The organism is Bacillus sp. M6-12 (assembly GCF_002860285.1).
Taxonomy (GTDB): Bacteria; Bacillota; Bacilli; order Bacillales; family DSM-1321; genus Peribacillus.
The window spans coordinates 18,434-45,416 of sequence record NZ_PGVF01000015.1 but is presented as its reverse complement, the minus strand read 5'-3'; the positions used below and the strand labels follow the sequence as shown (position 1 = coordinate 45,416).

The following is a 26,983-nucleotide window of genomic DNA, read 5'->3' as shown; positions in this document are numbered from 1 at the left end:
ATTGGGGGAAAAAGAATGCCGACACCGAGCATGGAGGATTACATAGAACAAATATATCTATTAATAGATGAAAAGGGATACGCAAGAGTTTCCGATATTGCGGAAAATCTTACGGTACACCCATCCTCCGTAACCAAAATGGTGCAAAAACTCGATTCGGAAGGCTATCTGGTTTATGAAAAATACCGCGGACTTATTTTAACAGCGAAAGGGAAAAAAATCGGGAAACGTCTTGTCTACAGACATGAGCTCCTTGAGCAGCTGTTAAATATAATTGGAGTTAAAGAAGAAAATATTTACCATGATGTGGAAGGGATAGAGCATCATTTAAGCTGGGATGCGATTGACCGGATAGGTGACCTCGTTCAGTATTTTACAGAAAGCCCTGAAAGGGTTGAAACCCTTAGAGGAATCCAAAAACAGACTGAAGAAGAGATTGACTCATAATATATGATTAATGCCACCGCAAAAGCTGTGGTTTTTTTCATATGCTTAATAAATCAAGATTTTAGCGTATAAAGCTAAAACAAGAGATTAATTTAAGAAACAATTTAAAGAATAAACACTGCAGATATTGCCTGCAAAAGGATTATTACCTTGTACGGAGAATAATTATATTGAAACCAAATTACCATGATGAACGTATTAAAAGTTAATAAGACGGCAGGGGTGTTTTCGATGGAAGTACGCAGCTGGCATAAGGAAGCTGAAAGAAAATGGGATATATTTGCGGCGCAATGGTCCCAGAATTCACGAGAGATGTGGGAGAGCGGGAGCAGGCACAAGATAATTCCTCTCCTTTCTTCTTATCTGCAGCCGGGCGATGAGATTTGCGATTTAGGCTGCGGTGACGGATATGGATCAATTCTGTTGGCTAATAAGGGCTTCAAGGTAAAAGGCCTTGATATATCCGGCGAAATGATTGAAACTGCAAAAAGCAGAGCGGAAGGCCAGAAGAATGTCTCCTTTGTACAAGGAGATCTGGCTGAATTGCCGTTTAAAGAAAATCACTTTGATGCCATTTTAGCTATTAATTCTCTTGAGTGGACCGAGTCTCCCAGAGAGGTGTTAATGCGCATACAAACCATTCTCAAGCCGGGAGGTGTCGCCTGTTTTGGGATTCTAGGGCCTACAGCAGGTCCAAGGCAGAATCATAGCTATCGCCGCCTTTATGGGGAAAAAGTAATCATGAATTCTATGATGCCCTGGGAATTTGAACAGCTGGCACTTGAAAATGGCTGGGCACTTCAACAGGAGACAGGTGTCGAAAAAAGAGGTGTGGAATTTGAAAAACTTGGACACTTTTCAAAGGAATTAAAACAGGCAGTTTCCTTTATGTGGCTATTTTTGCTGATAAATAAAAAGGAGAGGAAAGCAGAATGAGCAAATACGCTATTGAACAGTTTGTGGAGCAAACGAAGCAGCAGGACAGAGGGCAGGGTCTCTTTGAAATGGAGACCCCGCGGATTCTTGAGATTAACCTCGAAAATCAGATATGGGCCAAAATGGGCAGCATGGTTTCCTATAGGGGCAATATTAAATTCGAAAGAGAAGGCATTTTGGAACACGGCCTGGGAAAGCTGTTTAAAAAGGCACTTACAGGGGAAGGTGCAGCCCTCATGAAAGCTACAGGAAAAGGGAAGCTATATGTTGCGGACCAAGGGAAAAAGATTACGATACTTAATCTTAAAAATGAATCGATTTCGGTTAATGGCAATGATTTACTTGCTTTTGAACCAAGCATTTCCTGGGACATCAAATTGATGAGAAAAATAGCAGGATTGATGTCTGGCGGCTTATTTAATGTAAGGCTTGAAGGTACCGGCATGGTTGCCTTTACGTCGCACTATGAACCGCTGACATTGATTGTTGAACCAGGAAATCCGGTTTATACCGATCCAAACGCCACAGTTGCCTGGTCGGGAGATCTCCAGCCTGATTTTGTTACCGATATTTCGCTGAAAACCTTTTTTGGCAGAGCAAGCGGGGAGTCTGTGCAAATGAAGTTTACTGGAAACGGATTTGTAGTTGTGCAGCCTTATGAGGAAGTATACTTTACCCAGGTACAGAGTTAGGATAAATGCAAAATACCAATTGAGCTTTGCTGCTTTAGACAATTTGCCGTTAATATATGGATGGAAGCAAAGGAAGTTAAAGTGTCGTATAGAAAAATGTGTATTTATCAGACTGCTTAAAATCCCCAAAATCAAAGTTGCCGGCTGCCCTGATTTGTACCTTAAGCAAAAAGAAGGGACAAATCAGGGCAGCCTCACCTTGTCATATTAGCTGATCGCAAAGGCCTCTTGCCCTTCAGTTCCACTCATAAGGAGTTTCTTGATATACATAATAATTCAGCCAGTTTGAGAACAAGAGGCTTGCATGGCTCCTCCATGTATGCATAGGCTTGCCATCTGGATCGTTGTTAGGATAATAATTCTTAGGAATGTCAGTATTAAGGCCCTTTTCTCTATCCCTTGAGTACTCAATTCCCAGTGTATTGGAGTCATACTCAGGGTGGCCGGTAACCATAATTTGTTTCCCATCCTTGGAGGCAATCAGGAATACACCTGCTTCAGCTGATTTAGCCAAAACAATTAAATTGCTGCTTGTTTCTGCTTTTTCAATATCGATGTCTGTGTAGCGGGAGTGGGGCGCATAAAAAATATCATCAAAACCTCTAACGAGTTTCTCTGAAGGGTGGGCCACTTCATGGCTGAACACTCCAAAACACTTTTTCGGAAGTTCGTGCTTCCCTATGCCAAAATGGTGGTAAAGTGCCGCTTGGGCTCCCCAGCAAATATGCATGGTTGAGGTTACATTTCGTGCTGACCAGTCCATGATCTCCTGGAGCTCCTTCCAATAGCCAACCTCTTCAAAGTGCAATTTTTCAACTGGTGCGCCTGTAATAATCATGCCATCAAATTTCCTATCACTTATTTCAGAAAACGTTGTATAAAATTGGTCCAGATGCAGCTTGCTGGTGTTTTTCGAGGTATGAGAAGCAAGCCTTAGAAAAACGATATTAATCTGCAGGGGAGAATTTGCAAGAAACCGGAGCAACTGTGCTTCTGTCCGTTCCTTTTCTGGCATTAAATTTAATATTAGGATATTTAAGGGACGGATGTCCTGAGTCACTGCCCTTTCATCATCCATCACAAATATATTTTCCTGTTCTAGAATATCGGCAGCAGGCAGCTGTTTAGGTATTTTAATAGGCATATATCAGTCTTCCTTTTATCTGAATTTTCAATTTGAATATGTTTATTATAAAGGAAACAAATTTCACTGCAATCATTTAGGGAAATTATTTACCTCAAAAATTAATACTTACTGATAATTTCAGGGAAGCTAACTAGGTTAAAATGGTACAATATGACTTAAGAATCAAGTAGAAAAAAGGAGTGTTTGGTTTGGGAATTGGTTCAGAAAAGACAATACACAGCGACATTGAAATTGCACTATCGGCAAAAATGAAGCCGATACAGGAAATTGCAAATTCAATTGGAATTCAAACAGATGAACTGGATCAATATGGTAAATATAAAGCGAAGTTATCTTCAAATATAATGAAACGGCTAGAACGGGAAAAGGACGGTAATTTAATCCTTGTTACTTCGATAAATCCGACAAAGGCAGGAGAAGGGAAATCAACCGTTACTGTAGGTCTTGGCGATGCTTTGCAAAAGCTGGGCCACAAAACCATGATTGCGCTCCGGGAGCCTTCACTTGGCCCGGTTATGGGCCTTAAGGGAGGAGCTGCGGGCGGGGGCTTCTCACAGGTACTGCCAATGGATGAAATAAATCTCCATTTTACAGGTGATATACATGCCATAACAACAGCAAATAACGCCCTTGCGGCTTTTATCGATAATCATATCCACCAGGGGAATGCCTTAGGGATTGATCCGCGCAGAATAGTATGGAAGCGTGCCCTCGATATGAATGACCGTGCCCTGCGCAATATTGTAATCGGCTTGGGGGGCCCTTTAAATGGCATACCTCGGGAAGACGGATTTGATATAACAGTAGCATCAGAAATTATGGCTGTCCTTTGTCTTGCGGATGGACTGCAAGACCTGAAAAAGAGGCTTTCAAAAATGGTTATTGGCTATACATATGAACATCGGCCAGTCACGGTAGCGGACCTTGGTTTTGAAGGGGCATTGACATTGATTTTGAAGGAAGCCATCAAACCTAACCTTGTCCAGACGATTGCCCATACTCCAGCACTGGTCCATGGCGGGCCCTTTGCAAACATTGCCCATGGCTGCAATAGCGTTGCCGCGACAAAAACAGCCTTAAAGCTTGCAGATTATGTTGTAACAGAAGCAGGGTTTGGTGCTGATCTTGGCGCTGAAAAGTTTTTGCATATTAAAGCAAGGGGAGCTGGAATCAGCCCGAAAGCAGTAGTAATCGTCGCCACGATCCGGGCACTAAAAATGCACGGCGGAGCTGCGAAGGAAGAGCTGAACCGAGAAGATTTGTCTGCTCTATCAGCAGGCTTCGAGAATGTAAAAAAACATGCGGAAACCATTTCAGCATTCGGGTTGCCGTTTATCGTTGCGCTTAATCGCTTTGCAGATGACAGCCTACTGGAACTTGAATTATTCGGCAAGCTATGCTTGAATGCAGGAATCTCCTATGCATTGACTGAGGTCTGGGAGAAAGGCGGCGGAGGTGGTATTGAACTGGCAGAAGGGCTCTTGAAGCTAATCGAAAATAACGATCGCTGCTTTGAAGCTTTATACGATCTCTCCGAATCATTGGAAGAAAAAATTGTTAAAGTCGCGAAAACAGTTTATGGCGCTGGGAATGTTGATTTTTCACCTGCAGCAAGAAAGCAGATGAAAATGTTTCAAGAAGAAGGATGGGGAGATCTCCCTGTTTGCATGGCTAAAACTCAATATTCATTATCTGACGACCCTGCGAAGGTCGGCAGGCCGACAGACTTTACAATATCCGTCAGGGAGTTAAAACCAAAAATTGGCGCAGGCTTCATCGTCGCCTTGACCGGTGAAATTATGACTATGCCTGGCTTGCCAAAGGCGCCCGCCGCTTTGAGGATGGATGTTGACAGTTCAGAAAACGCAATAGGGCTGTTTTAATGTTCGATCCTACAGCCTTTGAAAACATGAAGATTGTCCTTGAGGGGGCAGTCTATGACCTTGATTTTGCAGGAGATGTCACGGTAACGAATCGGGTAGAGAATATTAATCTGTCCAGTCTGTCCAGGGAATATGAAGTGGAGATGGAGCTGAAAAAGCCGCAAACGAAAAAGCGGATTACAGCAGCGATAAGGCTAGAGGCAGGGCTGGAAAACCTTAGTGCGGAGCTGCTGGAAAATGCGGGTGACATGGCGGCTGAGCTTGCCGGCTGCCATGCAGAAATTAAATTCAATCTTGACATGGCTGGGCAAAAAACGGATGGTGAGAAATTACTTTGCATCCTTGAGGAAATATGGGGTAAAGACAGGAGAATCGTATTTGTATCGCGAAAAATACAGGATAATAAGGGCTTTATGGCTGAATGCGCCGAGATAAAGGTATTTTTCGGCAGGCTGCTGACGGAGGAGCAAATCAGTGACCTGCAGCCGATGGCATCTTGCTGTGTTCATGCTTTACAGGCGTTAGAAAATTGGGCAAATGAAGAAAGGTAGCCATTACAAAAAACCATATCAAAAGGTTTTAATATCTGCGAGAAGAGGTGTCAAAAATGTCTGTTTATCAGTACGAAGCGAGATTAATTAACGGGGAAATGGTCCGGCTCTCTGAGTTTGAAGGCAAGGTTCTCTTAATTGTCAATACAGCCAGCAAATGCGGGTTTACACCTCAATACACTGAATTGCAGCAGCTGTTCGAACAATATTCTGAAAAAGGATTTACTATCCTCGGGTTTCCGTCTAATCAATTTCTTGGCCAGGAGCCAGGGGACGAGATCGAAATATCCTCCTTTTGCAGGCTAAACTATGGTGTAACATTTCCCCTGTTTGCAAAGATTGATGTAAAAGGAGAAAATGCGCATCCGCTTTTTGCTTATCTGGCTAAAAATGCGCCTGGAGTCCTTGGATCAAAGGGGATCAAATGGAATTTTACCAAGTTTCTGGTTGACAGGAACGGAAACGTAATTGAAAGGTATTCCCCTCAGACAAAACCATTGGATATTGAGGAGGATATTAAAAAATTGTTGGAGTAGGAGGCTGGATTAATGGCTGAAAGGATTGCATGGGTTACGGACAGCAGCGGATGTCTGGACGAGGAGTTACTGAAAAATCCCGATGTATATGTTGTCCCGTTAATTGTCATGATTAACGGGAAAGAATATTTGGATGGTGTCAATCTTCATCCAAAAGAAATGCATCGGATGATGAAGGAGGAGAAAGTAGCTCCAAAAACTTCACAGCCGGCTGTGGGGACATTCCTGGATCTGTTTAAAAAATTATCCGGAGAATATGATAGGATTATAGCCGTTCATCTGTCCAGCCGACTGAGCGGAACCTTTTCTTCAAGCTTGCAGGCTGCTCAAATGCTAGACTTCCCAATAATGGTGATTGATTCCCTATTAATCTCCTATCCAATGACGTTCCTCATTAAAAAAATGATGGCTTACTTAAATAATGGCCTTTCCCCTGAGGAAGCCAAAGAAAAGCTGGAGCAGATCCGAGATACGAACGAATTATATGTACTTATTGGCAGTCTTGAACAGCTTCATAGAAGCGGGCGGATGTCGGGTACAACATTCATTCTTGGCAGTATGCTTAATATTAAACCAATCATCTCAATTGAGAAGGGAGCCCTTGAAATTAGGGAAAAAACGAGAAGTGAAAAGAAGGCGGAAGCCAAAATACTGGGTCTCTTTAAATCAGCCGCTGATAAAGGAAAGATAAAGGAGTGCTATCTCTTATACGGGTCGTCAGAGGAACAGACGGAGGGCTTAAAAAAGCAAATAAAGGAATCATATCCTGCTATAGCTGTCAGTGCCTACTCGATCGGGACGGCAGTAGGCGTTCATGCGGGAGATCAAACTCTCGGAATCAGCTGGTTTATTGAAAAAGAATAGGAATTATGGAAGCTAGGTAAATACATATAGCCTGGAAACGTTATGAACGTGATCCAGGCTCTTTTTTCTGTTCTTTTACGTGAAACCATTGTTAACTGTATGGACTTTACTTTCAAACACAGGCTTTTCTGTATTTGGCAAATACCATTGTTTTTCTAATGAGATTCCATTTTCTCCAGCGAGAACTTGAAGCTCATCCATAAAAACTCCGCGTTTAGGATCACATGAAGGGCTGCTCTGGATTCCGACCGAACCAATTATCTCATATCCGTGCTTTGAGTACTCCTTCAGCTGGCTGATAACAGGGGCCAAAATGCTGCGGCAATGCTTCCGATATTCTGCGGTATCATATTCTTCATAAGTCATGGGCGGGCGGCTTAAACCGCTAAATGTAAACTCAGGGCAAGGCAGCTGCAAAATTCCATAGCCTTCAGCCATCGCCCAGTTTATGACTGACGGGACAGCCCCCTTGGCCCTCGCTTCACAATCGATGACCGTATTTTGATTCAGAATGCAGTGGGAGATAAGCAAGATCTTTTTGCTACGCTGCATGCCGTCTTGTATCCTTTGTTTTTTTATATAATTTCATAAATTGCGGCACACGCATAACTAAAAACATAACGAGAAGGCAGGTAACAATTTTATCAACAAAGTTTCCGGTAATCCTTGATATAAAAGTTGCGGTAAAAATACTCTCGCCTGTAGACCGCAGCCATAAAACTACTGCATCAAAACCGCTGCCATTCAGACCTCCGAATACTGCAACAGCAATTGGTGTCCCGATTAATGGGGCAATTACCGAAAGCAGCAAACCCGTCACTAATGCAATATACCATTTCGTAAAATCGAACTTTCTTGCCATTAGCCCTGTAACGATCGCGATGGCGATGTTGACCAGCCCAAAGAAAACGGCAGTTGGGGACGTAGTTACCCCCATTACCACATTCGTCAGCAGCCCTGTGAGAGCACCCCACCATGGACCGAATAACACAGCAATAATAACAGTGCCAATAGTATCTAAAAATAATAGTGGAATTTTCAGCATAGACACCACTGTACCCAGGACGACATTTAGGGCAATACCAAGTGCTGAATATGTCAAAATCACTGTTTTTCCATTTTGCAAATTATGAACCCTCCTTTTCTTCTATAATATTTACAATTATTGTTTAATATCCCTTAAATGTAAGTGAGTTTTGGACAATAGTAATTCAGGCAGGATTGCTTCTTTTATGCCATCTCCGTGGTAAAATAGTGGATAATGCAAATAAGATGGTTCATTTAACTTTTAAATAAAAGGCTGCCGTTGTCGTGAAATGACTCGAAACGGAAATTTCAGCAAGCCATAATTGTGTAAAAATGTTAGGAGAAAAAGATGAATGATTTGATAATTAAACGAGCGGAAGCTTTTGTAAGAGAAAGAACAGCAGGTGATGCAAGCGGCCATGACTGGCACCATATTGAACGGGTCCGAAAGCTTTCCCTCCAAATCGCTGCAGAAGAAAAGATCGGGAATTTGTTTCTCATTGAAATGGCTGCACTGCTGCACGATATTCCAGATGGGAAACTGAATAAAAGCGAGGAAGAAGGCTGGTTATTTCTCGACAGCTGGCTTAATAAGGAATTATCAGATAAAATGGCCGGGCAAGTGAGGGAGATAATTTCCCTTATCCCGTTTAGCGCTGGAAAGACGGAGCAGCTGCCGGCTGAAGCGGCAATTGTTCAGGATGCTGACCGTCTTGACGCCATTGGAGCGATCGGCATTGCCAGGACCTTTGCCTATGGCGGAAAAAAGGGGCAGGCACTGTATGACCCTTCGATTCTTGTTAGGGAAAATATGACTTTAAAAGAATATCGGGAGGGCAAAAGTTCTTCTGTCCATCACTTTTATGAAAAGCTGCTTAAGCTTAAAAATATGATGAATACAGAATCTGCAAAAAAGTTAGCCGCCGAACGGCATGAATATATGGAAAAATTCTTACACCAGTTTTATAAAGAATGGGATGTTAAATTATGAAGATATACAGCATGGAAGATGTTACGAAATACCACGGGGAAAAGCTGCTTTTTTCTTCTATATCATTAACGATAGCTGAGGGAGATAAGATTGGAATTATTGGAGTTAATGGGACTGGTAAATCCACGCTTCTAAATATTATTGCCGAAAAAGAAGAAGCAGATGGCGGAAGAAGTGACCATCCAAACGATTATACAATCTCATATTTATCACAAAATCCTGCATTCGACGAATCGAAAACGGTACTCGAGTATCTGTATGCGAGCGACTATCCCGTTTTTACTCTTATAAAGGATTATGAGAAAACACTTCTTCAGCTGCAGGAGGCCGCTCACAACGAGGCTGTCCAGGAAAGGCTGTTTAAGCTTCAGCAGAAGATGGATGAACAAAATGCGTGGGAAATAAGCGCAAATGCTAAAACTATTTTGACAAAACTGGGGCTACCTGATTTCTTTAAACCGCTTTCTGAACTTTCAGGAGGCCAGAAAAAAAGGGCTGCGCTTGCAAAAACATTAATCGAGACTCCGGATTTGCTGATTTTAGATGAACCAACGAACCACCTGGACTACGAAAGCATTAAATGGCTGGAGGATTTTCTGGCCAAATATCAGGGAGCCGTACTGTTTGTCACCCATGACCGCTATTTTCTCGATCGGATTTCAACAAAGATTTGGGAGCTTGCGTATGCTAAGCTTTACGAATATAAAGGAAATTATGGTGATTTTCTGGAAGCCAAAGCAATCAGGGAAGAAAATGAAACGTCTGAGCGCGCCAAAAAGGAGAGCCTGTACAAACAGGAGCTTGCCTGGATAAGACGGGGCGCCAAAGCAAGAACAACTAAGCAGAAGGCAAGGATTCAGCGTTTTGAGACAATAGAATCTGATGTAAAAACAAAGAACAGCATTGGTTCTTTGGAAATTGATTTAAATGGATCGCGCCTCGGAAAGAAAGTAATCGAGCTGAAGGAAATCACCAAGGCTTTTAACGCTAAACCAGTCATATCAGATTTTTCTTTCCTTTTTAAGCAGGGAGACAGAATAGGAATTGTCGGGAGGAATGGAACCGGAAAGTCAACTTTTCTTAATCTGCTCTCAGGCAGGCAAAGCCTGGATTCTGGAGAAATAGAAATTGGCCAGACGGTCAAAATCGGCTATTATACTCAGGAAAATGAAGATATGAATGAAAATCTGCGGATGATCGAATATATTAGGGAAACCGCTGATTCCATTGCTCTTAAAGACGGCAGCTATATTTCAGCAGCACAGATGCTTGAACGCTTCCTTTTTTCGATGAACAGCCATGGAACTCCGATCAGAAAACTTTCCGGCGGGGAAAAGCGCAGGCTTTATCTGCTGAAAATATTGATGTCTGCGCCAAACGTGCTTCTGCTTGACGAACCGACCAATGATCTTGATACACAGACATTGACCGTGCTGGAGGATTATCTTGACCACTTCTCCGGGGTTGTAATAACTGTTTCCCATGACAGATATTTTTTGGATAAAACATCAACCCAGCTGTTTGTCTTTGAAGGCAGCGGCAAGGTTGGCACCTATTATGGCAGCTATTCCGAATACCTGGAACAGGAGAGCCAGCCGGAAGCAGCGCCAGCGGCTAAACCTGTGGAGCAGCCTGTTAAACGTGAAGATAAAAAAATAGGCAAGAAAAGGCTGTCCTATATGGAAAAACGAGAATGGGATGAAATAGAAGATAAAATTCAGCAAATAGAAGAAAAGCTAGCTTCGATTGATAAAGAACTATCAGAGACCGGCAGTGATTTTACAAAAGCCCGCGACTTAATGGATAAGCAGCACGAGCTAAATGTAATACTCGAACAAACGATGGAACGCTGGGAATATTTAGCTGAGAAAGCTGAAGAAGAATAAGAATATAGGAGTAAGTATAAAGGAGTTAACCGATGCAAATTAAATCAATTGAACCGACCCCAAGCCCGAATACAATGAAAGTCAACCTGACTGAAGAATTGCCGGCTGGCAAAAGCAACAACTACAAAAAAGAAAATCTGGAAACAGCCCCAGATGTTATAGCTGATATTCTTCGTATAGAGGGAGTTAAAGGAGTCTACCATGTTGCCGATTTCCTTGCAGTCGAACGGAATCCCAAATATGACTGGCAGAGCATTTTGGTAAGCGTCCGCAAGACGTTTGGAGAAGAAGACAGTCTCCATTCCGCTGTCAGGCAGTCTGAACAGCACTATGGCGAAGTTACTGTTCAAGTCCAGCAATTTAAAGGTATACCAATGCAAATTAAGCTTAACGATGGAGAGGTGGAGAAGCGCTTCGGACTGCCTGAAATCTTCGCTGCTTCCATCGCAAGTGCACAGCTAAAAGAAGATAACGTTGTCCTGCTAAGAAAGTGGAAGGATTATGGAGTCCGTTATGGGTCCATGGAGGATATTGGTGCAGATGTCACAGAAGAAATCCTGGCAGCCTACCCGCCGGAAAGGCTAAAAGAATTAGTAGATGCGGCCGCTCATCCAGAGAAGAAATCAGCGGGAGCCAGAAGGGCAAAAATCAAGCTAACGAAAGAAGTTTTGGAGTACGAAAGCTGGGAACGGCGATATCAGGTGCTAGATCAAATGGAGGATCCGGCAGAAGATGATATTCCACTTCTAGAAAAGGCACTGGATGACCCGAAAGCCTCAATCAGAAGGCTCGCTGTCGTTTATTTGGGCATGATTAGTGATCGAAAGGTGCTGCCTGCCTTGTATAAAGCACTTCATGACAAAAGTTCTGCTGTAAGACGGACCGCCGGGGATACACTCTCCGATTTAGGCTTTGAAGAGGCAATGGGAGAAATGGCCAAGGCCCTCTTTGATAAGAACAAGCTTGTAAGATGGAGAGCAGCGATGTTTTTATACGAATCCGGGGATAATTCTGTTCTGAAAGATTTAAAAGAAGCTGAAAACGACCCTGAATTTGAAGTGGCTATGCAAATAAAAATGGCTATTGAAAGAATTGAAACAGGCGAAGAAGCTAAAGGGTCGGTCTGGAAGCAAATGACCGAGTCAAGGCAAGCAGGAGAGCAAAGCAAGTAAAGAAACTAGTGATTAAAACCTCTTTCTATTTTACTGAACAGTAAATAGGAAGAGGTTTTTTTTGGAAAGGGGGCAATGCTTTTGCAAATAATATACACATATCAAAAACTAAATGAAAAAGAAATAAAAAATCACACCAGAAAGCTGCGTAGTATAGCTTGGCTAACAACACGTTTATTGCGACAGATATGCTGCCTATTTTTCGGATTGGGCTGAAAGGTAAAGACCAAAAAAATTTTTATTAATTGAAACAGATCATTTGCAAGATGACAAGCATATGTTAGAATCTTTAGATAATATAAAATAATTTAGTGCTTTAAATTACTGGGGGTATACATTATATGTCAGAAAACATGAGAAGCGATATGATTACCAAGGGAATTGACCGTGCGCCGCACCGCAGCCTTCTGCGGGCAGCCGGTGTAAAGGAAGAAGATTTTGGAAAGCCGTTCATCGCAGTATGCAACTCTTATATTGATATTGTCCCTGGACATGTTCATTTGCAGGAATTTGGGAAAATCGTGAAGGATGCCATTCGTGAAGCGGGCGGCGTGCCTTTTGAATTTAATACAATCGGAGTTGACGACGGAATCGCCATGGGCCATATCGGCATGCGCTATTCTTTGCCAAGCCGTGAAATCATTGCTGATTCAATTGAAACGGTAGTTTCCGCGCACTGGTTCGATGGAATGGTATGTATTCCAAACTGTGATAAAATTACGCCGGGTATGATGATGGCTGCTCTGCGCGTAAATATTCCGACTATCTTTGTGAGCGGCGGACCAATGAAGGCCGGCAAAGATAAAAACGGCAAGGCTCTTTCTCTGACATCTGTATTTGAAGGAGTAGGAGCTTATCAGGCAGGGAAAATTGATGAAGAAAGTTTACAGGAGCTCGAGCAGTTCGCTTGTCCTACATGCGGTTCCTGTTCAGGGATGTTTACGGCTAATTCTATGAATTGTTTAGCTGAAGGTCTCGGATTGGCTCTCCCGGGCAATGGAACCATTTTGGCTGTGGCTGAAGAACGCAAGGAATTTGTTAAACGTTCTGCCACTCAATTGATGGAGCTTATCAAGCAGGATATTAAGCCGCGCGATATTGTTACTATCGATGCTATTGATAACGCATTTGCCCTTGACATGGCTATGGGCGGATCAACAAATACGGTTCTCCATACCCTTGCTCTTGCACATGAAGCAGAGATTGAATATCCAATCGAGCGGATCAATGAAATCGCCAACCGCGTACCGCATCTTGCCAAGATAGCTCCTGCATCGGATTATCACATTGAAGATGTACATGAGGCAGGAGGGGTCAGTGCCATTATAAATGAGCTTCTCAAAAAACCGGATGCTTTTAATGGAGATCTTATTACCGTTTCAGGCAAAACGCTGCGTGAAAATGTAGCGGGATGTGAAATCCTAAATAAGGATGTTCTTAGGCCATTGGATAATCCGCATTCAGAGACCGGCGGGCTGGCTGTTCTGTTTGGCAACCTGGCCCCAAACGGTTCCATCATCAAAGTTGGCGCAGTTGACCCATCCGTCGGCGGATATCACAGAGGGCCGGCTATCTGTTTTGACTCACAAGAAGATGCTTTATCAGGAATTATTACAGGTAAAGTAAAAGAAGGACATGTAGTGGTAATCCGTTACGAAGGTCCAAAAGGCGGACCGGGTATGCCGGAAATGCTTGCGCCAACTTCCCAAATTGTCGGCAGGGGTCTTGGTGCAAAAGTCGGTCTGATTACGGACGGACGATTCTCAGGTGCTTCAAGAGGCATTTCAATTGGCCACATTTCTCCGGAAGCTGCAGAAGGAGGGCCTATCGCCTTTGTAGAAAATGGAGATATAATCGAATTGGATTTAAAAAATCGTACAATCAACCTGGAAGTTTCTGAAGAGGAATTTGAAGTGCGGAAATCAAATTGGAAAGGCTTTGAGCCAAAAGTGAAAAGAGGTTACCTGGCCCGTTATTCCAAGCTGGTAACAAACGCCAGCACAGGCGGCGTGATGAAAATCTAGTAAAAGACCATCCTGTTTCCTGGGATGGCTACAACGGATGACCTTGCTCATCCGTTGTTTTTGCATGTTGATTGATAATTATAGTATCCTTAATGAGAATAGGGAATGGAAAGGGTGCTCTAATAATGTCAAATGCATATGAAGAATATATGAGAGAAATGGTAAAACCAATGCGTCAAGAGCTTGTAGCTGCAGGTTTTAAGGAACTTAATACGGAAACCGAAGTAGAAGGCTTTATGGAATCGCTTGATGGAACAGCGCTCGTTGTCGTCAATTCCGTTTGCGGCTGTGCAGCTGGATTAGCACGCCCAGCAGCAACTCAGGCAGTATTGAGGTCGGAAGATAAGCCGGAACACCTTGTAACTGTTTTTGCTGGCCAGGATAAAGAAGCCACCGCCAAAATGCGGGATTATTTCGGCGATATTGAACCTTCTTCTCCATCAATGGCTTTGCTGAAGGGGAAGGAAGTCGTACATTTTATCCCTCGCCATGATATTGAAGACCACTCTATGGAAGATATCATGAAAAACCTGATCACCGCTTTTGAAAAGCTAAAGTAAAAAATCCGGAATACTGACTTTTCCCGCAAACACCTTGTCAATCGCTGTCAGGGTGTTTGCGTTTTTCCGGATATTGTAAAATTGGATTTTGATTTTATATAAGATGAGTAAGTTATTCAAATCTAAAAGATACTGAAAAATATATTTCACTATAAGTGAGCAACGCATTTACTTGTTTAAGTAGACTGCAGCTTATTTGTGAAATCCTAATCTAACTTAAATTGTCTAGAAGCAAATTTTGAAGGAGAAAGCTAAATATGTTTGTAACAACTGCCGGCAGGACAGATGAATTGTGGATTGCAAAAGCAAAACGGCTCGCTGCGGAACTTAACGTAATTTATTTACCAAGGAAAAAACGTTCTGTAAAAGCCCTGCAGTCGCTGATTAAAGATGATTGTCTTGTACTTGGGAAAGAAAGGCTGGAGCTTTATTCACCTGGCTCCGCGGAACCATTCTTTTTCCATCCCAATGTCGCGATGCTCAGAATAAAACGGTTAATGAATAACGAAGAAGATCCTCTTATTTCGATCGGAGGAATTACAGAAGGAATGAAAGTCCTCGACTGTACTCTCGGTCTTGGCTCAGATGCTATTACAGCAAGCTATCAGGTCGGTTCTTCGGGGATGGTAACAGGAATTGAGGCTAATCCGCATCTTGCCAAAATTGTACAAACTGGTTTAAGGGAATGGGAAACAGGCTATCGGGTAATAGATGAATCCATGAGAAGAATACAGGTAGCTGCAAGTAATCATTTGGAAATGTTAAAAGGACTAGAAACAAACAGCTACCATATTGTTTATTTTGATCCGATGTTCGAAGAAACAATTGGTGAATCAGATGGCATCAGGCTACTAATTCCCTTTGCCGCTGCAGATAAACTTACAGAAGAAGCGATAACTGAGGCAAAAAGAGTAGCTAGCCGCAGGGTGATTTTAAAGGATCATTTTAGAAGCAGCCGGTTTAGTGAATTTGGTTTTTCCGTCCATGTTAGGAAAACAGCGAAATTCCATTATGGAGTAATAGATACGGTTGGAAAAAATTAGATTTATTTTGATTTAGAGTATAAAGTTAATTGTGTTGTATAAAAAAGAAAACCTTGCCGCAAGTAAACTGCAAGGTTTTAATTTATTACGCTTAATTTCTAATCCGCAAAAGTAAGATATACGAAATAACCCAGCATAATAAAACTGAAAACGACGATAGCAATTGACCAATCCATTCCAAACCCCTCCTTCATGCATATCGAACAACTAAGAATATGCTTCCCGTACCGCCTGAAATTATCGCGCCGGTAACAGATTCTATTGCTTTTTCCTTTCCCATCCTAAAAAAAATGAAACCTTAATTATTTAAATTCGTATTACAGGAGAAAGCATTATATACTATGAACAAAGGGTTTTTATAAAAAGTGCTGACAACGGGAGTTTAATTGCTTCAAGAAAAAGCAATTATATTAGAGGGGCAATTTCAATGAATGTATCAAAATGGTTAAGAAAAAGTCTGTTCATCCTAATATCGATCCTTACGTTCGGATTGGTAACCCCATCGGAAAATCTTTGGCAAGCTGATGCTGGTTCTTCCAAGCAGCCGAAAAAAGATGATATTGCCGAAGACGGCCAACAGCAGATCTTCAATTTACACACCGGTTATTACAGCCAATCACTGGCCGATTCATTTGAAAGGGGAGAGTTTATTTCAGCATTAATGGAAGGAGCTGAAATGAACGCATATGCTAAATTCGGTGACAAAATTGGTCCAAGAATAGGAACCGAGTTTAATGAGATAATTTTGCCGAAAATTGACGAAGCCATTACTGAAATTACTGCCCAATACTCTGATAAAGACTTGGAGCAGCTCGCCATTTCAGAAAAGCCAGCATCAGGAAGAGGCGAAAAGATCTTCCATATCTACAATGAACTAACCGGCATGGATATTATCAGGTTTCATGTACGGCTGGAGAGGCCGCCTCAGGACGGATATTGGTTCAATTTTCATTACCATACATACCATGACCGCTTTTCAAGCCATAAAGACCTGGGAAGGATATACTGGGATACCAATACTCCTCCACAATGGTCTGATGCCAGGCCCTTGAGTAAAAAACTTTGAAAATCATGGGGAAAATGCAATAATAAAATAAATATCAGTCCTGATCTGCTTCATATGTTGATATGAGCTAACTGGGATCTACAAGGAAAGGAAAGATACAACAAATGAATGAAGTATTAAATAGCTTTATCGACACGTATGCCAGTTTCTTCGATTGGGATATGTGGGTTAAAGTGCTTAGTGATCCTGTCAGCTGGGGCTTAATTGGTACACTTATTATTTTGGAAGGATTATTATCAGCCGATAATGCACTGGTTTTAGCGGTTATGGTAAAGCATCTCCCTGAGAATAAAAGAAAGAAGGCCCTCTTCTACGGTCTCCTTGGTGCATACATATTCCGTTTTATCGCAATAGGACTTGGTGTATTTTTAATCAAGCTTTGGTGGGTTAAACTGCTTGGTGCAGGATATCTCGCGTGGCTATCAATAAAATACTTTATCGATAGAAGCAAGAAAAAGGGCGATTTGGATGAAGGAGAAGAAGCGGAAATAAAGGGACTTAGCAAGGAAAGCATATTCATTCGACTATTCGGTAACTTCTGGGGAACTGTGGCAGCTGTTGAATTAATGGATATTGCATTCTCAGTGGATAGTGTTCTGGCTGCATTCGGTGTCAGTAACCAGGTTTGGGTACTATTGCTTGGCGGTATGCTAGGGGTTCTGATGATGAGGGGCGTTGCGGGTGTATTCCTTAAGCTGATTGACCGGATTCCTGAGCTTGAAACCTCTGCGTACGTATTGATTGCTATCATAGCTTTAAAAATGCTGCTCTCTGTTTTTGGGATACACATTCCACACGTTGTATTCTTTATTGTAATTGCTCTAACATTCGTCATAACCATCATTATTCATAATAGAAACGCTAAAAATGTTAATGCAGAGGGATAATATATTCCCTTTAGCCTGAGAAGGAACCCTGCCAAGTTAGCAGGGTTCCTTTTTTCATAGCTGAACAGTCCTCACCGCATTTAACCGGACAGATATTTCATTACATGAATAAGTTATGCAGCCGCAGGCCTATTGTATACAAGGGTCTGCTATGAAGGAGCACTTTTACAAATCAGCCTGAATACTGCAGAGCATGAAATAAAGAACATTACGGGAATAGAAAACAGCAGCCAAACAGAACTAACAAGGGGATATAGTAATAACCCTAAAACAGCTGAAAATACCAGCAGATCAAGATAGACAAAAAGCTCCAGCCCCGAAATAGAAATTACTTCTTCGGCTAGCTCTGGATGATACCTGATTATGTCCTCTTTATTATATTTAAACCTCATGCAATCACCTCTTCGGAGTAATCCATTATATGAGAAGACAGATGGAATGTTACTAAAGTGTGATTTCTGCCAGCCTCTGCAGGCATTACCATTAAAATGGTTTTTAATATTCATATTTTTATATGTTAAAATAATGGTAAAGAGAGAAATTTGCTTTTCATTAAGGGGCGGAAATGGTGAAAAAATGGCTGAAAATTTTGGCTGTTATAATTTGTGTAATTCCTGTTTATTCTTTTTCAAATGCCACAGAATATGGCCGGACTTGGCAGCAGCTGTCTGACAGTGAACGGCATGGCTTGAAAGTTCAGTTTCAGTCCAGGCAAAACACGACTGAGTTATTTCTTTTTCCTAATTCTGATTTCAATACCGGACAAACTCTTGAAATGATGAAAAGGATTGATCGCCTGCCGCCGTCCTTGCTATCAAGGGTGGCAGCTAAGGGAATTAAGGTTAAGCTGTTCAACGGAAGCCTAACTGCAAATACGACAGCCCGCCATTTAAAAGGGCGCGTGCCTCGCGGTTATCAGGATAAGTCGAAAACATGGGATGTTGTGCCTGGATTAGGAGGCGGCCCAAATGTTTTGGTTAAGATTGGGGCCAGCGCAAAAGGAAGCGGCCACGGGTCTGTCAATCTTGAGCTTCATGAATTAGCCCATAGTATTGATAATCTTGTATTTAATAAAATACGGCACAATGATAGCTTTCTGGCATTATGGTCACAAGAAGCCGCTGTAATGTTTCCGGAGAAAAAATATTTCATAAACTACCCAGAGGAATATTTTGCAGAGTGTTTTGCATTCTATTATTATAATGATGAAAGCAGAGAACTCCTGAAAAAAGGAGCCCCCAAAACCTTTGCGTATATAAAACAGCTAAAATAGCAATCTGCGATAATTGGATGATAGAAGGTAGGCTGCTGCAAATATTATAGAACCACTTGTGAAAAAACTGCAGCAGCATTCCTGTTTTTTTAGTTGTGTGCTTCCTATAAGTTGTTTAATTAATTTAAAACCTGTACAAGGCCTGGTTGCTATATCAAAACTGGTAACAGCTTTATAATGGGAGGAGAATAAATACTTTGAGTAAAAATGAAAATACATATCTGGAATTGTGTAAATATGTTATGGAACATGGAGTGAGAAAAGAGGACCGTACAGGTACAGGGACGATTTCGCTGTTTGGCTACCAAATGCGTTTTAATTTAAATGAAGGATTCCCGCTATTAACTACCAAAAAGATCCCTTTTCGTCTGATTGCAAGTGAATTATTATGGTTCATTAAAGGGGATACCAACATTAAATATTTGCTGCAGCACAATAACAATATCTGGAACGAGTGGGCATTCAAAAAGTGGGTTGAAAGCCCGGAATATAACGGCCCCGATATGACTGATTTTGGCTTGCGTTCACAAACTGACGAAGTGTTTAACAGGCAATATGAACAACAGATGGATATGTTTAAACAAAGCATCTTAACCGATGAGGACTTTGCTGTGAAATTTGGAGAACTGGGGAATGTTTATGGGAAGCAATGGAGAGCTTGGACAGCTTCCACAGGGGAGACAATTGACCAGCTAAAAGATATTATTGAAACTATTAAGCATAATCCGTCTTCCAGAAGATTAATTGTTTCTGCTTGGAATCCTGAAGATGTACCATCGAATATGGCTCTGCCTCCTTGTCACAGTCTTTTCCAGTTTTATGTATCGGAAGGGAAACTGTCATGCCAGCTATATCAAAGAAGCGGGGATATTTTCCTTGGAATTCCATTTAATATTGCAAGCTATGCACTCTTGACGCACATGATTGCCCATGAATGCGGCTTGGAGGTTGGGGAATTTATCCATACACTAGGTGATGCCCATATTTATGTAAATCATCTGGAACAGATAAAAATGCAGCTGGACCGGGATCCAAAGAGCCTACCTGAATTAAAATTGAATCCGGAGAAACGTTCAGTTTTTGATTTTGAAATGGAAGATATTTCTATTGAGGGGTATGATCCGCATCCGCCGATTAAGGCTCCGGTTGCTGTATAAATAACCCTGCACGAAGACAGGATAATTGGGGACAGAAATAATGGTTAATTAAAGCAATCTTCCATTAAATTCCTTTTATTCAACTAAAGTTTAAGGAGACCAAATTGATGATTTCACTTTTGCTTGCAATGGATAAGAACCGGCTGATCGGAAAGGAAAACCAGCTGCCATGGCATCTTCCTGCAGATTTAAAATACTTTAAGGAAGTAACAATGGGCCATCCGATAGTAATGGGAAGAAAGACTTTCGAATCGATAGGCAGAATACTTCCAGGCAGGGAAAACGTTATTGTTACCCGCAATAAAAACTTTGAAGCGGATGGCTGCGCTGTACTCCATTCTGCTAATGAAATAAAGGAATATGCGGATAGACATGAAGGCGAGGTATTTGTAATCGGCGGAGCGGAAATATTTAAGGCAGTCCTTCCTGTTACAAACAGACTTTATATTACGGAGATAAAGGAAGAGTTTGAAGGAGATACCTTCTTTCCTCCTGTGAATGAACGCGAGTGGGAGCTGATTTCCTCAAGAAAAGGTACAGTTGATGAAAAAAACATCTATGAGCATGACTTTCTTGTCTACGAGAAAAAATGATAGCATCTAGTCTGATGATTCAAGGGTACAGGCAGATAAAGTCTTTTCCTTCATCCCAGCAAATGCATGGAAATAAGCATAAATAATTATCACAGCCTAACCCAATAAAGCGGTGTGATCGAAGCTTTATCCTACAACTTGCTATTCAATTTTTTCCTGGACAATCGGCGTAGCTCTGCCTCTTATCCGAAAAAAAGAATCCTGGCCGGGATTGAATACAGAGGCGGTCAGGATTCTTATATGAAAAAATTGATCATTTATTGTGGAGGTTATTCATTTCATATTCTGTGAGGGTCTTGATCATATCGTAAAATTCTAAAGGAGTACAGAACTGCTCAACAAAGAAATTTTGTTTTACCCAAGTAATTAACTCACCCGGGCTATTGAAGTATTCCCCGCTAGTATCGCTCTTTCGGATCATATACCGTCCATTGTCATCATCCACTGTTATTTCCACAGGCAAGGCACAATCAGTTGAACATAATAAAAACTCCATTCCAACACCCCCGCATAAAATGAACCCCTAAAATCCCTGAAGCAACCTCAAAACAAATGAAAACGCTTCCTTTTTAATATTATATTAATAAATTTTAGACTATTCCATAAATCTGCCTTATTCCGTGTGAATTTTTTGAAAAATCAGTTGATTTGTACTTATAAAGTGATATAATTTACAAATTAATAAAGCCCATATTTAATCGGGAAAAAAATCACAGGATAGAGGAGAAGGTTATGACTCAAACCGTTTCTGTAAAAAAGTGGCTTACGATTGAAGACATTCTGATTGCTTATAATCAGCTGAAGGATATAGTTTCACATACTCCTCTTCAGAAGAATAAAGTGCTTTCTGAGAAATATGGATGCAGTGTTTATGTGAAACGCGAGGATTTACAGCATGTTCGCTCATTTAAATTAAGAGGTGCTTACCATAAAATAAAGTCATTGCCCGAAGATCAAACCGGGAATGGAGTCATTTGTGCAAGTGCCGGAAATCATGCCCAAGGTGTAGCTTATGCATGCAGGCAGCTGGGGATACGCGGCAAGATTTTTATGCCTGCGACTACGCCAAGGCAAAAAGTAAACCAGGTAGAGCTGTTTGGAAAAGGAGCTGTGGAGATTGAGCTGGTGGGGGATACCTTTGATGACTCGTTTTCAAAAGCTGTAGAATGCGCCGAAAAAGAGAACATGGTATTCATCCACCCGTTTGATGATGAAAAAGTAATGGCCGGTCAGGGCACAGTAGCAGTTGAAATCCTGAACGATATCGATGAACAAATCGATTTTGTGTTTGCGGGCATCGGCGGGGGCGGCTTAATGGCCGGGTTATCCACCTATTTAAAAACCATTTCTCCTGATACACGATGTATCGGTGTGGAGCCTTCAGGGGCAGCATCTATGAAGACAGCTATCTCACAAGGCGGCATTTCTGTATTGGAATCCATTGAGACTTTTGTTGATGGAGCTGCCGTGAAATGCGCAGGACAAAAGACGTTTGAGATATGCCGGGAGCTGGTGGATGATATTCTTTTAGTGCCTGAGGGAAAAGTCTGTACAACTATTTTGGAGCTTTATAACGAACATGCAATTGTTGCTGAGCCGGCTGGCGCACTCCCAATCGCTGCCCTGGACCTGTACCGGGAAGAAATTAAGGGGAAAACAGTAGTGTGCGTTATTTCAGGAGGAAATAATGATATCGGCAGAATGCAGGAAATAAAGGAACGTTCATTGCAATATGAAGGGCTGCTCTATTATTTCATAGTAAATTTCCCGCAGCGGGCCGGTGCATTAAGGGAATTCCTCGATGAAGTCCTTGGGCCGACCGATGATATCACCAGATTTGAATATACGAAGAAAAACAATAAAGACAGCGGACCCGCCCTTGTAGGTATCGAGCTCAAGAAAAGGGAGGATTATCAGGGATTGGTCGACCGGATGGCACTTAAGGGCTTCCCTTTTATGGAAGTGAACAAGGAAAGCAATTTGTTCCACCTATTAATTTAATGAATGCAGGACGAAAACTTATCTAATATCACCCTTGCACGAATCGACAAAATAGAATAGAATATGAATGGGTTTGAAAATGAAACATTTCGATATGTGAATTTACTATGAAATATCTATCTCAAAGTACAAATGCCCATCAAAAAATACTATAATGGTAGTAGTAAGTGGCAGCAGCCACACAAAACAAAAGGGGATGTTTGCATGCTTTCAAATATCGGCATACCAGGCTTGATTCTGATCCTTGTACTTGCTCTTATTATTTTTGGACCTAAAAAGCTTCCAGAGATTGGACGCGCATTTGGCCAAACCTTGCGTGAATTTAAAAATTCCACTCGCGAGCTGACAAGCGACGTAATGGAAGATTTTGAAGAAGAAAAGAAAAAAGCGGTAAAATAACATATCATTTTGATTTTTTTCGGGTGTGAGATGAACAGTCTTACACCTTTTTAATCGGTTATTTTTTACAAAACACGGACCCGGCAGTTTTATTCGGCAGTTTTCCTGCGGGATATCCGGTTTTTGGCAATTCTCTAAGAAGGCGTGAAAAAAATGGAAGAAAACATCAATGTAATAGATCATTTGGACGAACTTAGAAAACGGCTTATCATAACAGCTGTATCCTTCATAGCTTTCTTTATCCTGGGATTCATATATGTTGAAGATATTTATAAATGGTTTGTGAAGGATTTAGATGTGAAATTAATTGTTCTGGGGCCGAGCGATATTATCTGGGTTTATTTCATGCTTGCCTCTGTAATAGCAGTAGCTGCAACAATACCGATCTTCGCCACCCAGCTTTGGCTATTTGTAAAACCTGCTTTAAAGCCGTTTGAAGTAAAAATGACATTATCGTATATTCCTGCTCTATTTATTCTCTTTATTGTCGGACTAGCCTTTGGGTACTTCGTTATCTTTCCGACAGTCTTGAACTTTCTGGTCGAGCTTGGCGGTGACATGCTGGTCACGAACTTTACGGCGGATAAATATTTTCGTTTTGTTCTGCACATGACCCTGCCGTTTGCCATTTTATTTGAGCTGCCAGTCATCGTTATGTTCCTGACATCCATTGGCATTATTAATCCATATGTCCTGCAAAGGGTCCGAAAATATGCCTACTTCATTCTTGTAGTCATTTCTGTAGTTATTTCACCGCCGGATATTATGTCAGACATCCTGGTAACGATTCCGCTGCTTCTTCTTTACGAAATCAGTATTACACTTTCAAAAGTCGTCTATAAGCGGAAAATGAAGCGCGACGCACGACAAGAAGAATTGGAAGACGGCGAAGCCGATTCTTGAGAACCGGTTTAAAATGGAATAGATTTTGCTCTTATGAAATCCCGCTCCGTTCTGGCAGCGGGATTATTTTTTTTTAGAATTAAGCGCTTTTTGACAATTTAAGACACACATTTCGTGTATAATATATTCAAACGGTGAAAAAAGAGGATTGATATTTTGTTATTCAAAAGCCTGGAGTTCAAAAATGCTGTTGGACAGAAGGTTAAAATTATCCACATTCCAGTATTGGAGGAAGATAACACTTATCATTTTATGATTTCAGCTCGATTGGAAATGTTAATGAGAACCGTTTACAAAGCGACAGATGCTAAAATCGTATACTCGTTTAAAGACCACTTAAGGCAAGTCCTGAAATGGCCCGTTTATGAGCAGCTTTTTCAACATGAAGAATTAAAGAATAATGCCTAACACCTGCACCCTAATTTTGGGTGCTTTTTCTATTTCTGGGATAATATTTTTTTATATGATAATTAACCGAATAGCCTCATTTATTAGTTTGAATCACTTATATGAAAAGGTATAATATTATACAAGTGCAGAATTAGGGGTGTGGAAAAGTGGCTAAGGTTAAAATTGTTACGGATTCAACAGTTGATATGTCGGAAGAAGAATTAGGTAAGTATGGAATAACTATGGTTCCCCTGTCCATTACTATTGATGGCGAAACCTTTTTAGATAAAGTTGAAATTTCCCCTGAAAATTTTTTAGGCCGGATGAAGAATGCAAACGAATTGCCAAAAAGCTCTCAGCCTCCTGCAGGCAAATTTGTAGAGGTCTATGAAGAGCTTGCCAAGGATGGAAGCGAAATTATTTCGATACATATGACAGGCGGAATGAGCGGAACGGTCCGTTCAGCGGAAAGCGCTGCATCTATGACAGATGCAAAAGTTACTGTTTTCGATTCAAAGTTTATTTCTAGGGCGCTTTCTTTTCAAGTAATTGAAGCTGCGAAAATGGCTGCGAGCGGGAAATCCTCCGCTGAAATAGTAGAAAAGCTCGTGGAAATCCGAAGAAATTCCTCGCTCTATATTGTGATCGATACGCTTGAAAATCTAATAAAGGGCGGAAGAATCGGAAAAGCGGCTGGGTTTATTGGATCATTGCTGAACATTAAACCAATTGCCCGGCTCGAAGATGGTGTTCTTAATCAATCGTCAAAAGCGAGAAGCCAGTCCCAGGTTGTTAAACAATTGGTCAAAGAATTTATGGACGATACAAAGGGCAAGGAGATTCTTGGCGTGGGAATTGCTCATGCAAACGGTCCTGAGCTTGCGGATAAGTTAAAAGAAGCGATAATGGAAAACAGCGGATTCCAAAAAGTCGACGTTGTATATACAACACCTGTGGTCAGCACTCATGCAGGCCCTGGTGCAGTAGGCTTCATGTATTATACTAAATAAATTCTGTCATGGCAGACTTAGCTTTTCTTTTCATAACAATTTGGGATATTTCGTCCTTTACAGGATTAACAGAAATGAGGATTTTGACCTTATAAAAGTTAAAACCAAGCAACCCCGCCCTTATCTAAAGGCTGGGGACTGCTTGGTTTTCTGGTTTATTGTCACCCTTTTGGCATTTGCGTTGGGGTAGGAGCTGCATATCCCTCTTTATATTTATCATCAATTAAATCGCGGATTTCTTTTATGCTTTTTCCGGATTTGTAAAGTGTGATGGATTCAGAAGCCGTTTCGAGGCAGACTCCGCAGCGGGTTCCATGATCGTCCCATACAACGGCACCCGATTCTTTATTTTCATGAATAAAGCAATCATAGTTATCCCGGTGTCCGGCGGATTCACTGCAGCCGCAATAGCATGGGATATTTTCCAGCAGCTCTTTGTTCTGGCCAGCAGCTGCATAAATGACTGCCATTGCCTTGTCCTTGCCTTGTAAAAAGCCCGGCAGCTGCTTTGCAGAAGCTGTTTCTTCCCGAACGTCTCCATTTGTTGTGTGCTCACCATGGAATCCGGATGCTTCATGATTCGAAGCGGGTTTTTTGGCAGCATTGCTTTCTTCTTGAGCTGATCCGCAGCCACCCAGGAAAAGGGCTGAAACTAACAGCAAAGCTGCCGATTTTGCATAAATTCTTTTCATTATGTAAATCACCTGCCCATAATTTTTCAAAAATGCATGCTAATCATAACATAGAAAATTTGAGAACAGTTGATTGCCTGCAATATTCTACAAATTGTACATTTAACGAATCTATGCAAACCGAGACAGGACATGATTCTTTGTTTAAGTTCCATAAATTATATAATAATTCTTCCTTTTCACATGTTGTACCATTTGTTAAAATAGACTGATATGAATTAGTGACAAGGGTGAAACTATGAAAAAAGTAAAAATTGCAGCTATGGCAATAGCTGTTAGTGTCTTATTAATGATTTCCGGATGCGGGAAGGCAGAAGTGCCAAATGCAAAAAATTGGCCGGTAGAAGATTTCTCTTTTACTGACCAGGATGGCGCCTCTTTTTCTAAAAAGGATTTAAAAGGAAAAGTCTGGGTCGCAGATTTTATCTTTACAAACTGTGAAGATGTTTGCCTTCCGATGACTGCCAATATGGCGAAGCTGCAAAAAAAACTGAAGGATAAAGGTATCAAGGATGTAGAATTTGTGTCCTTCTCAATAGATCCCGCAGTTGACAATCCTAAAGTTTTAAAAGAGTTTGGTTCTAATTTTGCAGCTGATTTTTCCAGCTGGCATTTCCTGACTGGTTACGAGCAGGAGGAAATTGAAGAGTTTGCAAAAAAAAGTTTTAAAACAATTGTGGCAAAACCTGAAGGACAGGATCAGGTAATACATGGCACCGATTTCTACCTGATGGATAAAGAAGGAAAAATCATTAATTACTATACAGGTTTGGATAAAATCCCGTTTGATGAGATTGTAAAACATATAAAAATTTTACAGAAAAACTAGAGGCCTATCCGGCATAGGTGCCATT

General features: G+C 41.4%; 30 protein-coding genes. 24 read left to right on the top strand and 6 right to left on the bottom strand.

From position 1 onward, the window contains the following. The first annotated feature begins 15 nt into the window (after positions 1 to 15). From mntR to CVD28_RS17530, 3 genes are all read left to right on the top strand, one after another. Positions 16 to 447, top strand: coding sequence for a transcriptional regulator MntR (gene mntR, locus CVD28_RS17540; RefSeq protein WP_101594385.1), 432 nt, complete (start codon positions 16 to 18; stop codon positions 445 to 447). A 231-nt stretch (positions 448 to 678) separates the two neighbouring features. Next, positions 679 to 1,383, top strand: a complete 705-nt coding sequence (locus CVD28_RS17535; protein WP_101594382.1) for a class I SAM-dependent methyltransferase — start codon at positions 679 to 681, stop codon at positions 1,381 to 1,383. Beyond that, on the top strand, positions 1,380 to 2,075 hold the full coding sequence (locus CVD28_RS17530; RefSeq protein ID WP_101594379.1) for an AIM24 family protein: 696 nt from the start codon (positions 1,380 to 1,382) through the stop codon (positions 2,073 to 2,075). The genes CVD28_RS17535 and CVD28_RS17530 overlap by 4 nt, the downstream gene beginning before the upstream one ends. Before the next feature lie 235 nt (positions 2,076 to 2,310). On the opposite strand, the gene metA is transcribed toward CVD28_RS17530, so the two are convergent. Next, positions 2,311 to 3,219 carry a homoserine O-acetyltransferase MetA gene (gene metA, locus CVD28_RS17525; protein ID WP_101594375.1) on the bottom strand — a complete coding sequence of 303 codons (909 nt, stop codon included), beginning with the start codon at positions 3,217 to 3,219 and terminating at the stop codon, positions 2,311 to 2,313. 197 nt (positions 3,220 to 3,416) lie between these two features. Between metA and CVD28_RS17520 the strand changes: the two genes are divergently transcribed. The 4 genes from CVD28_RS17520 to CVD28_RS17505 are packed head-to-tail and all read left to right on the top strand — an operon-like array spanning position 3,417 to position 7,056. Then, complete coding sequence (locus CVD28_RS17520; protein WP_374702549.1) at positions 3,417 to 5,105, top strand: formate--tetrahydrofolate ligase; 1,689 nt, start codon at positions 3,417 to 3,419, stop codon at positions 5,103 to 5,105. Next, entirely contained in the window at positions 5,105 to 5,656 is a 552-nt protein-coding gene (locus CVD28_RS17515; protein ID WP_101594369.1) for a hypothetical protein, read from the top strand. Before CVD28_RS17520 ends, CVD28_RS17515 begins: the two co-directional genes overlap by 1 nt. Positions 5,657 to 5,712: 56 nt before the next feature. Continuing rightward, positions 5,713 to 6,192, top strand: coding sequence for a glutathione peroxidase (locus CVD28_RS17510; protein WP_101594366.1), 480 nt, complete (start codon positions 5,713 to 5,715; stop codon positions 6,190 to 6,192). 12 nt (positions 6,193 to 6,204) lie between these two features. Continuing rightward, a complete protein-coding gene (locus CVD28_RS17505; RefSeq protein ID WP_101594364.1) occupies positions 6,205 to 7,056 on the top strand; it encodes a DegV family protein in 852 nt (283 codons plus the stop codon). 75 nt (positions 7,057 to 7,131) lie between these two features. Here CVD28_RS17505 and CVD28_RS17500 read toward each other — a convergent pair whose 3' ends face one another. Continuing rightward, entirely contained in the window at positions 7,132 to 7,608 is a 477-nt protein-coding gene (locus tag CVD28_RS17500; protein ID WP_101594361.1) for a CD3072 family TudS-related putative desulfidase, read from the bottom strand. After that, on the bottom strand, positions 7,598 to 8,182 hold the full coding sequence (locus CVD28_RS17495; protein ID WP_101594359.1) for a CD3073 family putative ECF transporter S component: 585 nt from the start codon (positions 8,180 to 8,182) through the stop codon (positions 7,598 to 7,600). The genes CVD28_RS17500 and CVD28_RS17495 overlap by 11 nt, the downstream gene beginning before the upstream one ends. Before the next feature lie 249 nt (positions 8,183 to 8,431). Between CVD28_RS17495 and CVD28_RS17490 the strand changes: the two genes are divergently transcribed. The 8 genes from CVD28_RS17490 (at position 8,432) to CVD28_RS17455 (ending at position 17,711) form a co-directional block, all read left to right on the top strand. Further along, positions 8,432 to 9,073 (top strand): HD domain-containing protein, encoded by a 642-nt coding sequence (locus CVD28_RS17490; protein ID WP_101594356.1) that lies wholly within the window; start codon positions 8,432 to 8,434, stop codon positions 9,071 to 9,073. Then, positions 9,070 to 10,959, top strand: coding sequence for an ABC-F family ATP-binding cassette domain-containing protein (locus tag CVD28_RS17485; RefSeq protein WP_101594354.1), 1,890 nt, complete (start codon positions 9,070 to 9,072; stop codon positions 10,957 to 10,959). Before CVD28_RS17490 ends, CVD28_RS17485 begins: the two co-directional genes overlap by 4 nt. 32 nt (positions 10,960 to 10,991) lie before the next feature. Beyond that, on the top strand, positions 10,992 to 12,131 hold the full coding sequence (locus CVD28_RS17480) for a conserved virulence factor C family protein (protein WP_101594351.1): 1,140 nt from the start codon (positions 10,992 to 10,994) through the stop codon (positions 12,129 to 12,131). A 353-nt stretch (positions 12,132 to 12,484) separates the two neighbouring features. Further along, on the top strand, positions 12,485 to 14,155 hold the full coding sequence (gene ilvD, locus CVD28_RS17475; protein WP_101594687.1) for a dihydroxy-acid dehydratase: 1,671 nt from the start codon (positions 12,485 to 12,487) through the stop codon (positions 14,153 to 14,155). Between the two features lie 125 nt (positions 14,156 to 14,280). After that, positions 14,281 to 14,715: a BrxA/BrxB family bacilliredoxin gene (locus CVD28_RS17470; protein ID WP_101594349.1), complete on the top strand. Its 435-nt coding sequence runs from the start codon at positions 14,281 to 14,283 to the stop codon at positions 14,713 to 14,715. A 257-nt stretch (positions 14,716 to 14,972) separates the two neighbouring features. Next, positions 14,973 to 15,758 carry a class I SAM-dependent methyltransferase gene (locus CVD28_RS17465; protein ID WP_101594346.1) on the top strand — a complete coding sequence of 262 codons (786 nt, stop codon included), beginning with the start codon at positions 14,973 to 14,975 and terminating at the stop codon, positions 15,756 to 15,758. 427 nt (positions 15,759 to 16,185) lie between these two features. Further along, positions 16,186 to 16,824: a YpjP family protein gene (locus tag CVD28_RS17460; protein WP_101594343.1), complete on the top strand. Its 639-nt coding sequence runs from the start codon at positions 16,186 to 16,188 to the stop codon at positions 16,822 to 16,824. A 104-nt stretch (positions 16,825 to 16,928) separates the two neighbouring features. Next, entirely contained in the window at positions 16,929 to 17,711 is a 783-nt protein-coding gene (locus CVD28_RS17455) for a TerC family protein (protein WP_101594341.1), read from the top strand. 149 nt (positions 17,712 to 17,860) lie between these two features. On the opposite strand, the gene CVD28_RS17450 is transcribed toward CVD28_RS17455, so the two are convergent. Continuing rightward, a complete protein-coding gene (locus CVD28_RS17450) occupies positions 17,861 to 18,103 on the bottom strand; it encodes a hypothetical protein (RefSeq protein WP_101594338.1) in 243 nt (80 codons plus the stop codon). A 176-nt stretch (positions 18,104 to 18,279) separates the two neighbouring features. On the opposite strand from CVD28_RS17450, the gene CVD28_RS17445 reads away from it, so the two are divergent. The 3 genes from CVD28_RS17445 to CVD28_RS17435 all read left to right on the top strand — a co-directional run bounded on the left by CVD28_RS17445 (position 18,280) and on the right by CVD28_RS17435 (position 20,734). Beyond that, a complete protein-coding gene (locus CVD28_RS17445) occupies positions 18,280 to 18,984 on the top strand; it encodes an anthrax toxin lethal factor-related metalloendopeptidase (RefSeq protein ID WP_142384795.1) in 705 nt (234 codons plus the stop codon). A 197-nt stretch (positions 18,985 to 19,181) separates the two neighbouring features. After that, positions 19,182 to 20,141 (top strand): thymidylate synthase, encoded by a 960-nt coding sequence (locus tag CVD28_RS17440; protein WP_101594334.1) that lies wholly within the window; start codon positions 19,182 to 19,184, stop codon positions 20,139 to 20,141. A gap of 104 nt (positions 20,142 to 20,245) precedes the next feature. Further along, positions 20,246 to 20,734 carry a dihydrofolate reductase gene (locus tag CVD28_RS17435; protein ID WP_374702544.1) on the top strand — a complete coding sequence of 163 codons (489 nt, stop codon included), beginning with the start codon at positions 20,246 to 20,248 and terminating at the stop codon, positions 20,732 to 20,734. 253 nt (positions 20,735 to 20,987) lie between these two features. Here the strand turns inward: CVD28_RS17435 and CVD28_RS17430 are convergent, their stop codons facing one another. Further along, on the bottom strand, positions 20,988 to 21,230 hold the full coding sequence (locus CVD28_RS17430) for a hypothetical protein (RefSeq protein WP_101594329.1): 243 nt from the start codon (positions 21,228 to 21,230) through the stop codon (positions 20,988 to 20,990). A 236-nt stretch (positions 21,231 to 21,466) separates the two neighbouring features. Here CVD28_RS17430 and ilvA point away from each other — a divergent pair, with 236 nt between their 5' ends. From ilvA to CVD28_RS17405, 5 genes are all read left to right on the top strand, one after another. Next, a complete protein-coding gene (gene ilvA, locus CVD28_RS17425) occupies positions 21,467 to 22,735 on the top strand; it encodes a threonine ammonia-lyase IlvA (RefSeq protein ID WP_101594325.1) in 1,269 nt (422 codons plus the stop codon). 204 nt (positions 22,736 to 22,939) lie between these two features. Continuing rightward, positions 22,940 to 23,134 carry a twin-arginine translocase TatA/TatE family subunit gene (locus CVD28_RS17420; protein WP_101594323.1) on the top strand — a complete coding sequence of 65 codons (195 nt, stop codon included), beginning with the start codon at positions 22,940 to 22,942 and terminating at the stop codon, positions 23,132 to 23,134. A gap of 153 nt (positions 23,135 to 23,287) precedes the next feature. Then, a complete protein-coding gene (tatC, locus tag CVD28_RS17415; RefSeq protein ID WP_101594319.1) occupies positions 23,288 to 24,037 on the top strand; it encodes a twin-arginine translocase subunit TatC in 750 nt (249 codons plus the stop codon). 156 nt (positions 24,038 to 24,193) lie between these two features. Then, positions 24,194 to 24,445 (top strand): DUF2535 family protein, encoded by a 252-nt coding sequence (locus tag CVD28_RS17410; RefSeq protein ID WP_101594316.1) that lies wholly within the window; start codon positions 24,194 to 24,196, stop codon positions 24,443 to 24,445. Between the two features lie 149 nt (positions 24,446 to 24,594). Continuing rightward, positions 24,595 to 25,437: a DegV family protein gene (locus CVD28_RS17405; RefSeq protein ID WP_101594314.1), complete on the top strand. Its 843-nt coding sequence runs from the start codon at positions 24,595 to 24,597 to the stop codon at positions 25,435 to 25,437. Positions 25,438 to 25,598: 161 nt separating this feature from the next. On the opposite strand, the gene CVD28_RS17400 is transcribed toward CVD28_RS17405, so the two are convergent. Beyond that, positions 25,599 to 26,129 (bottom strand): PCYCGC motif-containing (lipo)protein, encoded by a 531-nt coding sequence (locus tag CVD28_RS17400; protein WP_101594311.1) that lies wholly within the window; start codon positions 26,127 to 26,129, stop codon positions 25,599 to 25,601. Positions 26,130 to 26,367: 238 nt separating this feature from the next. Between CVD28_RS17400 and CVD28_RS17395 the strand changes: the two genes are divergently transcribed. Then, the gene (locus CVD28_RS17395; protein WP_101594308.1) at positions 26,368 to 26,958 is read left to right on the top strand and encodes an SCO family protein; all 591 of its coding nucleotides are present in this window, start codon (positions 26,368 to 26,370) and stop codon (positions 26,956 to 26,958) included. Positions 26,959 to 26,983: the final 25 nt, after the last annotated feature.